The organism is SAR324 cluster bacterium (genome assembly GCA_029245725.1).
GTDB lineage: Bacteria > SAR324 > SAR324 > SAR324 > NAC60-12 > JCVI-SCAAA005.
Window position 1 is genome coordinate 1 of sequence record JAQWOT010000373.1, and the last position, 9,037, is coordinate 9,037.

General features: G+C 44.7%; 9 protein-coding genes. 3 read left to right on the forward strand and 6 right to left on the reverse strand.

What is annotated here, in order from left to right; translation table 11 throughout:
- The 5 genes from P8O70_20680 to P8O70_20700 all read right to left on the reverse strand — a co-directional run.
- On the reverse strand, positions 1–380 hold a 380-nt coding region (locus tag P8O70_20680; GenBank protein MDG2199256.1), incomplete at its 3' end, for a class II glutamine amidotransferase.
- 380 nt (positions 381–760) lie between these two features.
- Positions 761–4,132, reverse strand: a complete 3,372-nt coding sequence (locus P8O70_20685; protein MDG2199257.1) for a UvrD-helicase domain-containing protein — start codon at positions 4,130–4,132, stop codon at positions 761–763.
- Positions 4,133–4,152: 20 nt separating this feature from the next.
- Positions 4,153–4,383, reverse strand: a complete 231-nt coding sequence (locus tag P8O70_20690; protein MDG2199258.1) for a hypothetical protein — start codon at positions 4,381–4,383, stop codon at positions 4,153–4,155.
- Positions 4,384–4,701: 318 nt separating this feature from the next.
- A complete protein-coding gene (locus tag P8O70_20695) occupies positions 4,702–5,631 on the reverse strand; it encodes a DMT family transporter (GenBank protein MDG2199259.1) in 930 nt (309 codons plus the stop codon).
- Positions 5,632–6,345: 714 nt separating this feature from the next.
- The gene (locus P8O70_20700; protein MDG2199260.1) at positions 6,346–6,603 is read right to left on the reverse strand and encodes a gamma-glutamylcyclotransferase; all 258 of its coding nucleotides are present in this window, start codon (positions 6,601–6,603) and stop codon (positions 6,346–6,348) included.
- Between the two features lie 203 nt (positions 6,604–6,806).
- Between P8O70_20700 and P8O70_20705 the strand changes: the two genes are divergently transcribed.
- Positions 6,807–6,989, forward strand: a complete 183-nt coding sequence (locus P8O70_20705) for a hypothetical protein (GenBank protein MDG2199261.1) — start codon at positions 6,807–6,809, stop codon at positions 6,987–6,989.
- 57 nt (positions 6,990–7,046) lie between these two features.
- Here the strand turns inward: P8O70_20705 and P8O70_20710 are convergent, their stop codons facing one another.
- The gene (locus tag P8O70_20710) at positions 7,047–8,243 is read right to left on the reverse strand and encodes a phosphoglycerate kinase (protein MDG2199262.1); all 1,197 of its coding nucleotides are present in this window, start codon (positions 8,241–8,243) and stop codon (positions 7,047–7,049) included.
- Positions 8,244–8,441: 198 nt separating this feature from the next.
- On the opposite strand from P8O70_20710, the gene P8O70_20715 reads away from it, so the two are divergent.
- Complete coding sequence (locus P8O70_20715) at positions 8,442–8,723, forward strand: LysR family transcriptional regulator (protein MDG2199263.1); 282 nt, start codon at positions 8,442–8,444, stop codon at positions 8,721–8,723.
- Positions 8,724–8,732: 9 nt separating this feature from the next.
- Positions 8,733–8,933: a LysR substrate-binding domain-containing protein gene (locus P8O70_20720; GenBank protein MDG2199264.1), complete on the forward strand. Its 201-nt coding sequence runs from the start codon at positions 8,733–8,735 to the stop codon at positions 8,931–8,933.
- Positions 8,934–9,037: the final 104 nt, after the last annotated feature.

A 9,037-nucleotide genomic window follows, 5' to 3' on the forward strand; every position in this document is an offset into this window, starting at 1 on the left:
CCCAAGCCAATCAAGTCGTTCTCACTGACAATGCTTTGGATCGCCTCCACGCAATGAAATTGCTGTCTGTCATCATCAGGCAGGAACATCGTTGCTACCCCATAGCGTCCTTCAGCGGGAAGAACAAACCCCAACTTGGTCGTTTCTTCTCGCAAGAATGCATCTGGTATCTGTACAAGGATCCCAGCACCATCCCCAGTTTCTGGATCAGCACCAATAGCTCCACGATGATTCAGATTGCAGAGTAGCTGCAGTCCTTTTTTGACGATGTCGTGAGATTTCTTGTTCTTGATATGTACAATGAATCCAACACCGCAACTATCATGCTCATGCTGGGGATCATACAGGCCCTGGGGCAAGGGATAGCCAAAGTTGTTCATCTGTGTCCTTGCTCGGAAGACAAATTCAATATTCAGTTCACCGGTCGCAGCTTTCTGAAATTAGGCGTTTTCTAACCCAATCGCGTCAGCAAGCGTATGGTGTTGAATTTTGTTCGCACGGGATTGCGATTCGGAAATTTCGCCGAGATCCGTTCAATTCTTGGGGAGATGGGATTGGCGTAAGCAGTCGATAACTCCGAAATTTTAATGAATGCCTTATATCATTCGGTTGTTTGAAACGCAATCGACAAGAATTTTCGTTATCGATTCCAAAGACAAGTCAATAGCTTAAAGTGCTGGACTGTAAAGCAGTCAAAAAGGGAAGGGGAAATCAATAACCTGAAGTGCAAAATGGCCCAAGAGCCATCTAATTCATAGCATTATTGCATCATGATTTCATGGAAGCGTGCCAACATAGGAAAGAACAATCCACAACGATGACGACGACCAGGTTCTGATAAATTGAATAGATTCATATAGCCTGAGAGTTGGGCTTTGTATCGTTGTTCCATTCTACTGAAAAAGGATTTGAAATCCTCTGAGTGCATCGGTTCGCTACTTTTGTAATCAATGATCCAACGCTGGTCATCCTCATCGACAAATGTTCGATCAATAATATATCTCTTGATCCCTTTTCCTGAATCTACCACAAGCTCATACTCATTTTTTGCGAGTCGATGGTGACCCAGAACCCATCTTCCATGCTCACTTGAAAGTGAGATTTCAATGATCGATTGAAGTTGGTTCAAGGCAGCTGGAATTAGTTTATTTGGAATACCTTTCTGACCCAAAGCCCACTGCCATTTTTTTCGCATTTCTTTTGGTTTCTCAAACGACCAATTCTCAAGCCCATCCTCCGAAATCTGTTGTAAAACCTGATGAACCTGCACTCCGATCTCCCTTCGAATCCAGCTTGGTGTCCCCATCATTGAGGTGGCAGCAGTATCTTCATAACGATCTGTCTCTTCATCACCAAGGTCATTTGGTTTGGAATTAACTTGTGAGGACACTTCGTTTTTCAATGCTGATTGAGGGATTCTAAGCAGTAGATCTCGTTGATCCAAGGCCATCTCTGCATAGCTCTGATTTTTGGTCTGATCATCAAACAAAACCTCTTCCTGAAGGTGGGGCCACAATCGCCACAACAAGCTTCCAGCATTGGGGGCTTTAGGCTGATCAGCATTGTCAAAGCCTACGCTTCCAAGAATTTGTAGATATTTCTTAGCGCGAGTCACAGCCACATAGAGCAAACGTGCTGATTCCAAATTAGCTTTCTGACTCTCGAGGCTCTGCAGATATGAATACAAGGGGTGCTGTTCTTGACCAGACTCTTGGATTGGAGCCAACAACAATGAACTGGTACCGTCATTAAATGACTGTTCTTGCCATCGTAGCAAAGAAGCACCTTCTGATTTTGCAATCCGATCAAGTCCAGGAAGTATAACAGTGTCAAATTGAAGTCCTTTCGCCTTGTGCATAGTCATCACTTCAATCTGAGCTTCATCATTTTGGGTTTGCGAATAGAGGCCTTGCATTGCTTCATCGAATCGGTCCGGCAACAACCATTTTTTCTGATCCAATTCTCCCAGTAATCGAAAGAAACTTTCGGCATCTAGCAAATCTCTTTTTTCTCGAAGAAGTTTTGGTCCTTGCAACCTCAACCAAAGGGACTCAATGGCTACACGCAGACCAAACTGCTGAAGCTGAGGAGCTACAGGCGCCCAAGCCTTCAGAAAATTTTGTAGTCTTTGCTTTCCATCGGCGCTTAGTTCTACATTCAAAGCTTGGTGCAGGAGGTGAGGAATTGTTGACTGCAAATCTTGCCCAAACAGGACTGTCAGATCTGCCAAAGTCAATCCGCACCAAGGTGCCCGCAAAACAGCCAACCAAGCACCGCGATCTCCAGAGTGAATCGCCACTCGAGTCAGGTGAAGTAGGTCATCAATGATTTGACGCTTCGCAAGTGGTTCAATTTCAACAGCTTTGAATTGGACTCCAGAAGCACGTAGGTGAGGGAGGATTTTTTGTAGGTGATTGCGGTTGCGAATCAGAATACCAATTGAATGCCCAACTCCATGTTTTTGAATTGTTTTGCAAATAAGCTGAGCAACCAACTCTGCTTCAGCTGATACCTTCTCTTTATCAAGTAAATGAACTTCAACAGCATTTCCTTCTAGAAGCTGATGATGTGACTCAGATTGTGAGTAGCCAATCGCTCCAATATCTGGATTTTCTAGTGCTGGAAAGATTACCGAGAATTTTTGGTTTACCCAGTCAACGATTCCAGATTGGGAGCGGAAATTTCGCTTAAGAACGAGAGACTCAGGGTGTAATTGACCTACCCCTATTTGTTGTACTCTCCGGAACAAGCTGACTTCTGCTTGACGAAATCGATAAATGGACTGCATCGGATCCCCAACCAGAAAGATCGTCTTCCCGGATTGAGAATCCCAACCTTTTGTAAGGGTTTCAAGCAATTCAAACTGACCATGGCTGGTATCTTGGAATTCATCAACTAGGACATGTCGTAAGTCTAACAAATTTTCCTCTTCAGTGACGCTCTCATCCGCTAATGTAAGGAGGGCTCTCTGGGAAACTTCACTAAAATCCACCCTGGCCTGATCACGAAATACCCCTTTTAACTCATCTGAAGCGCTTTTGAGCAGCTGGAGCAAAGCTTCTAAAACTTTCCAAGAAGATTCTTCAAAATTTGGTTGCAGAGGAAGCTTTGCTATCTTCTTCAGGGTTTCTGCATGTTCTACCGGCTGATTCTGAAGCCATTCCTCCAGGGATTGCTTGATTTTCTTAATGACCTGAGGAAACCCTTGGTTTTTGGTTAATCGCTTTCTCCAACTACCTTCACCAGTGAGAAGGCACTGTGCCAATGTATGCCAATGAACCAAATCTGAGAATTTGGCCTCTGGAAGTTGGTAGGGAAGTTGTGAGACGTTATTTGCCAACTCCTGATCTACCTGAGTCAAATAGGGATGGGCGCTTTGGAGACACGGTTGAATCAACCTATAATCGCTGTTTTGAAGGAAACTGCATAGTGTGAGCATTTCTTCTGAAATTGTACGTTCAAATGACTCAGATAAACTATCTCTAATTCTTTCCATGTCGCAAGGGAGCTTACGAAACCAGCGTAGCCACTGTTCTCTTCTGCTTAACAAATCTACCAACAACTTTTCTAGCTGGCTAATATTGTTGTGTAAATGCCCAAGAACCATCTGAACATCCATGCTCAAGGGATCTGCATCATCCTCTAGTCGCTCCAGAATCCTTCCCACTGCCAATTGATACAACTCTTTCGGGAACTCCTCCACAGTAAGAGGACCCCCCACTCTGGCACTAAGGGGGGTTTGACGCACAAGGGAAGCACAAAAAGAATCGATCGTTTGCAGCCTGATTCGTTCTGGTTGGCGCAACAAATTCCATATAGATCGAGAGTCTTGTTCAAGCGCAGCCCTGGCGAGTTCCCAAGTTTGCTTTTCGTGATCCAGTTCTGGAGGCTCGAGTTGCTCTGAAGCCTGACGGAGTTGCCTTAAAAGGCGCTCGCGCATCTCACCTGCTGCTTTGTTCGTAAATGTGATGGCAAGGATTTCCTCGGGTTTCTCCGCTACCGCCAATAAAGAGAGAATTCGCTGGGTAAGCAACTCGGTCTTCCCAGAACCGGCAGGGGCTTGGACAATAAAACTTTTAGACGGATTCAAGGCTTTTACACGTGCCTCATAATCAGAAAAAATCACTGACATATTTTTTGTGGTGTTTAGAGCTAGAGTGTTGAACTACTTGGCCAAATCAGAATCCATGCTCCGAGGAAAGTAGCGGAGACACAAACCGGATGTAGATGTCCCAAAACGATTTCCAAACTGGCATGGCTCACATCATGACGGAGCACACTTTGAGGGATTTCGCCTTCAAGAATGAATCTCTCTCTGCGTAATTTGCGGGTCAACGAAATGGAACCAATGACAGAGGCGAGTACAATGGTGGCTAGCAACATTCCAAATCAGGGTACCATCGAGATTACCCGTAGGAAAAGAGGATGAACATTGGGGTTAATGCTATTGGCTAAAGCTAGAATAAAGGTCTAGAAAAGAAAGGATTTGGCGATAGCAAGATAGTTCATCCACTGAGCTGTTAATTCAGACTCAAAACGAATGTGAGCATCCAAACGCAATAGACGTTCTCTCTGGCGAATTTCTAAAGTTGACTCACTCATGTTGGTGGTACAGAAAGAGATTTCTAGAAAATCAACTGACTATGGGACGATCGTTGAAGGATACAAGTTGCGATTTGCGAAAGGTGTTGCAGCTACCAATTACTCTCTCATTTCTTCAGAACGAGCGTTTGTTAGTGTCACCCAACCGGCCCCTATCAGCAGGAGAGGCGCACCTAACCAGGTCCAGAACCCCAGCCCAGATCCACCACGCCAAAACCATTCAATGATGCCACCTAGCAATGGTTCCAGCAGCATTCCCACTGAAACAACCACAGGGGGAAGATAGCGCATTACCGTGTTTAAACCAGTGTGGCCACATAACCCAGGACCAAAGGCAAGGTAAGCCACGGCCCAGATCCAATCTGAATCCCACCAGCCAAACCATCCCCAATTAGAAGAGAAAGGCCCAACGGCCTCCTCCTCCCAGGCCCAAGAGGCCAAACCCAGCCAAATACCGGCAAGCATCGTGACTGGTAGAGCATAGACAAAGATTGGCCATTGTCTCTTTGAACGAAGGTGGTGTCCCGCGTAGAAATAACCAACTACGGCTACCGCACCCGCGATCGCAACCAGATCCCCTATTAGAGTGACTGTTCCGGTATCTTCCGTATCCTTTAGGGTAATCAATGCTCCCAACACGCCCAAAGCTGTTCCCCAAATATGTCCTTTGCGCAACTGTTGTCCCAAGATCGGCATCAGAGCAACAATCACTAAGGGATGGCTCGTTACGAATAGTAAGCTGTGAACAAGACTGGTGTGATCAAGTGACCACACCCAAAAACCAAAGTGCATCCCCAAGCAAACGCTTGAACCCAGTAAAATCAAAATATCTTGGAGGCTGATTTGTAATTTCCGAAGCAACTGCCACTGCCATAGAAGCAGAGGCAGTAATACCAGAGAAGTTGCTTGCATCCTCCAAGATGCACGGAGTAATGGAGGGACTTCTCCTAATTCCTGAAAAACTAAACCAGCACTACTAATCGCAATTAATGCCAGCGCAAATAGCGGCCAGATATAGAGAGGGATCATGACGGCAGTTAGACTTCAGTGATTTCTCAAAATTGAGATATAATTTGAAAGGTTTGGGTATTTTGAAAACAATCCATCACTCAGCTTTAGCAAACGACTGATCCTTTATTTCAAGTAAACCCAAGCCGTGCTCGTTATAACCGATCTCTAGGCAACTCTGGTATTTCTCAGAAGGCTGTCCGTTCAAGAGTTGATCAGGTGAGCGACATATCCCTGCAAATACTCCACTTCGTTTGGATGATACCGATCCACAAAAGGCACTACCATTCGCAAATAGTATTTTGGGACTCCTTCATAGCGGTCCAACTCACAAATCTGATTGCTATTTGACCACCATGCTACCGTAGGTGTACGAGCAGTTGGCTCAAATTGAATATTTGCTGCAGTGTGTTAATTGTTAGTTCTGGATTGTTTGTTGAAAACCAATCGAAATTCTGGAATCCAACCTGGCCTAGCTCTATCTAGTTTTCCAACTCTTTCCTCAAGACGAGCGGTGCTGAGGTTTGAACAGTAGGCCAGAATCCAATTCCCAGATGCTTGTTTTTCAACTAGATGACGCCCATACATTTATGATTGACTTGAGCAAGTCCTCTAGGATCCTGATTTAGGAGATAACTCTGTAATTGTACCCGTTGGCCATCCGTAAACCTCCTGACTTCAACTGATCGACGAAGGTAGGGACAATCCTTTGCTGCAAGGGAACTGTGATAGCCTTTAGCCTTCGATTTTATCCAACATGATCAGTGCTTCTGGAGAAACTGTAATCCATTCTCCTACCACAGTACCTCTTCCAAGAATCATCCCTGGATACACACCCAAGTCATATAGCTTAGCGTCCTCTAAGGACACTGGGCCTCTTCGAGAACAACCGATAATTTTTTTCTCAAGCCTGCAGCTAGGTAAAAGTGTTCCGTAGATGAAGAGATCTATCCCGTTCTCAGGCTGGAAAACAGAATTTGTAATGAGAACCATCTCACCTCAAACATTTGCTGGGATTAACTGGATGAGCCCGACAATATTACCCTCGTCCAAGATTTCCGGTCAAACATCTAAGTTTCAAGGTCGTCTTGTAGCTGCTGCGCAATTACCGTTAGACTATTTTCTGTCAAATTCGACAGCAACATATTGCAGAAAACCAACAGCAATGTAAGTAAAAAATGGGTCCATCCGATTGGTTGCCAGAATGGCTCAAAGATGAAAAACAAATTGAGGACTGGGACGTAGATGAAATGGTAAGAACACTCCTGATAGGCTCAGAAGTTGAGTGGATTATTGAAGCAGAGAAACGTGGTTTCGATGAAAAATGGGCGAGAAGAACTTGGAAATTATACAGAGATGAAAGGTCACTAGGTTGTTGATGTTAACAACAATTTCAGACTGGGAATATCTTCCAATTCCCAGCCGGTGCTTTACAATTATGATTCAAACAGCACACTAACTCCGGGAAGTTCCTTACCTTCCAGCCACTCCAAAAAAGCCCCACCTGCTGTCGAGACGTAACTGAAGGATACCGCCACTCCTGCAACATTGAGAGCCGCAACGGTATCTCCACCGCCTGCAACTGTAAGTAATTTTCTTTCATTGGTTAATTTGGCAGCCTGCATGGCAACAGCGAAAGTTCCATCACCAAAGGGATTGACCTCGAAAGCACCTAGTGGTCCATTCCAAAGCAAAGTTTGGCATTCCCCAAGATGATTATTGAACAGTTCAATTGAGTCTGGTCCGACATCCAGAATCATCTGATCTTCCGCCACATTGTCAACATGCACAGTTTGGGAAAGCGCGTCAGCACTCAGAGCATTCGCTACAACTGCATCAACTGGCAGTAAAATCTCACATCCACACTCCTTCGCCTTTCCTAAAATAGCCTGAGCGGTTTCTACTAAATCTGCTTCAGCTAAGGATTTTCCAATGTTCATTCCTAGAGCGAGAAGGAAGGTATTTGCCATACCCCCACCAATGATCAACTTATCCATGCGTGGCACTAAATGCTGGAGTACATCAATTTTACTGGACACTTTCGCTCCACCAACTAGCGCTGCAACTGGACGTTTGGGATCACCTAGTGCAGCTTGAAGTGCTTCTAGTTCAGCTACCATACTGGGCCCAGAATATGCCGGCAGAAACTTGCTGATTGCATGGGTTGAAGCGTGGGCTCTATGAGCCGCAGAAAAGGCGTCGTTCACATAAATTTCTGCATGCGCAGCCAGTTGCTCGGCAAACTCGGAATCATTTGCTTCTTCCTCAATGTGAAAACGAAGATTTTCAAGTAAAGCTACGTCACCTGCTTTCATCCCTTTGGTTTTAGCCAATGCTTCCTGGCCCACTGCTTCTCGAATGAATTCAATTCTCAGGTTGGATAATTGAGCCAATGAATCTGCTACTGGTTCCAGAGACATTGCAGCATTAAACTTTCCGTTAGGCCTACCCAGGTGACTGGTCACGATGACAATCGCTCCAGCCTTATGCAGATACTGAAGAGTTGGGATAAACCTTTGAATGCGTGTAGCATCAGTGACCTTACCTTCCATCATAGGAACATTAAGATCCGCTCTCAAAAGGACTCTTTTGCCCTGCAATTCAACACGGTCAAGTTTTCGCAAAATTTTCATCAATAGCCCTTCAACACAGTAAAAGATTATTTTGAAGCAAAGATACTTTAAAGATACTCACAACACATTGTTCCTATGATTACCCAAGAGTATATCAAATTCATTCAGAGTACTAGATTACCAAAAAATCAGTTCCAAAACAGTAATTTTCATCTGAACTGAATTTTAGATCTGGAACTCCTAAATCTAGCATTTCCAATGAAAAATCTGACTTTCAAACAATTAAGGGCTCTGAAAAGTGTGGCCCTCACAGGATTTGTGACAGCGGCTTCCGAAGAACTCGCTGTAACACCGCCAGCTGTGACTTTACAACTTCAGCAACTAGAGGAACAAGTGGGATTACCTCTATTGGAGCGGGGGCAGAATGGCTTCTGCCTGACAGAAGCTGAGAAGGTGATCTTTGATTTAGTGAAGCAACTAGAGCAGCAGTTCCGACAAGCTGAAAAGTTCATCTATAATTTGCGTGGTGTTGAAGGTTGAAGAATTAGAATTGGAGTCATCAGTATAGCAAAATACTTTATGCCGAAAGCGATTGCTGCGTTTTTGAAAGATCATTTGGAGATTCATCTGGACCTGAAGGTCGGTAATCGCCAGGAAATTGTCTCTGGCCTCCGTTCAGCAAGTTTTGATTTTGCCCTCATGGGACCGCCCACATTGGGACCTTGCGGTTATCTCAGAAGTGATTTGTGACCATCCACATGTGTTTATTTCCTCTCCCTCACATTCTCTCTCGGACATAAAAAATATTACTTTTTAGAAGCTCATCAATGAGACGCCTTTGCTTCGGGAACAAG